This is a genomic window from Dyella lutea (assembly GCF_024158035.1).
GTDB classification, from domain to species: Bacteria; Pseudomonadota; Gammaproteobacteria; order Xanthomonadales; family Rhodanobacteraceae; genus Dyella_A; species Dyella_A lutea.
In genome coordinates, this window is record NZ_JAMZEK010000008.1 from 1 (window position 1) to 1,144 (window position 1,144).

General features: G+C 63.5%; 1 protein-coding gene. It reads right to left on the bottom strand.

The window, feature by feature from the left end; all coding sequences use genetic code 11:
- Window positions 1-19: 19 nt before the first annotated feature.
- Window positions 20-1,084, bottom strand: coding sequence for an IS30 family transposase (locus tag NC595_RS20300; protein WP_253569206.1), 1,065 nt, complete (start codon window positions 1,082-1,084; stop codon window positions 20-22).
- Between the last annotated feature and the right edge of the window lie 60 nt (window positions 1,085-1,144).

Here is a 1,144-nt window from a genome sequence, read left to right on the forward strand (position 1 = left end):
TTCTCTTTGGTTGGCGGTGTCAATCTAGAAGTGCACCATCGATGGCATCGGCCAGATCATCTCTGCCCATGGCACGGATGAACATTTCTGCAGGGCAGTGGTAATCGAGAGTGGCGCGTGGCCGGAGGTTCATGCGTCGGGCGATCGCGTCGAGCTGCTTCTGGCTGTAGATCGACAGGTCCGTGCCTTTAGGCAGGTATTGGCGCAGCAGGCCATTGGTGTTTTCGCAGATGCCGCGTTGCCAGGGGCTGCGTGGGTCGGCGAAGTAGATCGCCAGTCCGGTGCGCTCGGACAGCGTCTTGTATAGCGCCATTTCCTTGCCCTGGTCGTAAGTCAGCGTCTGGCGCAGTTCCGGTGGTAGCGGCCGGAACGCCCGGCTGAAGCCTTTCAGCGCATCCTCCGCCGAACACCCTTCCATCTTCACCAGTTTCAGGAAAAGCGTCCGGCGATCGACCAGCACACCCACCGAAGACCGGTTGCGGGATCCCTTGATGAAGTCGCCTTCCCAGTGGCCGGGCAACAGCCGTTCATTGACTTCGGGTGGACGGTCATGAATGCTCGGCAAGTCGTGCATTCGGCCGCGCCGGTTCGCACCCTGACCACGCGGCCGACGCGCACATTTATGCTGGCGCAGAAGCGCCACCAGGCCCCGCCGCAACTCGCCGCGTGGCGCGGCGTAGATCGCGGTGTAGATCGTCTCGTGCGACACGTGCTTGGCGGGCTTATCCGGGTGATGACGCCGCAGTGTGCGGCTCACCTGCTGAGGTGACCAGCCCTTGCCCAACAAGCGGCACACGAGGCGCCACAGCCGACCCTCCCGCTTCAATTTGCGCTCGCGCCGGGGTTTGCGTGCCAGACGCCGGGCGCGTTGGCCGGCCCGACTGGCGTCGTAGCACAGCCTCGGCCGACCCATCCGAGGCAGGGCGGACGGTTCCTGGTGACCATTGCGTGTCAGCTCCCGCGAAATCGTGCTGGGTGAGCGACCCAGCATCCGGGCGAGCTGCCGGGCACTCTCACCACGCGTCTTGCCAACCATGATCGCGCCGCGTTCTTCGGCGCTCAGATGTCCGTAGTGCTGGCCCATGCATCACCTTGTCGTGGGGTGGTGCACTTGATCTTAGAAACCGCCGTTACTTTCTCTTGG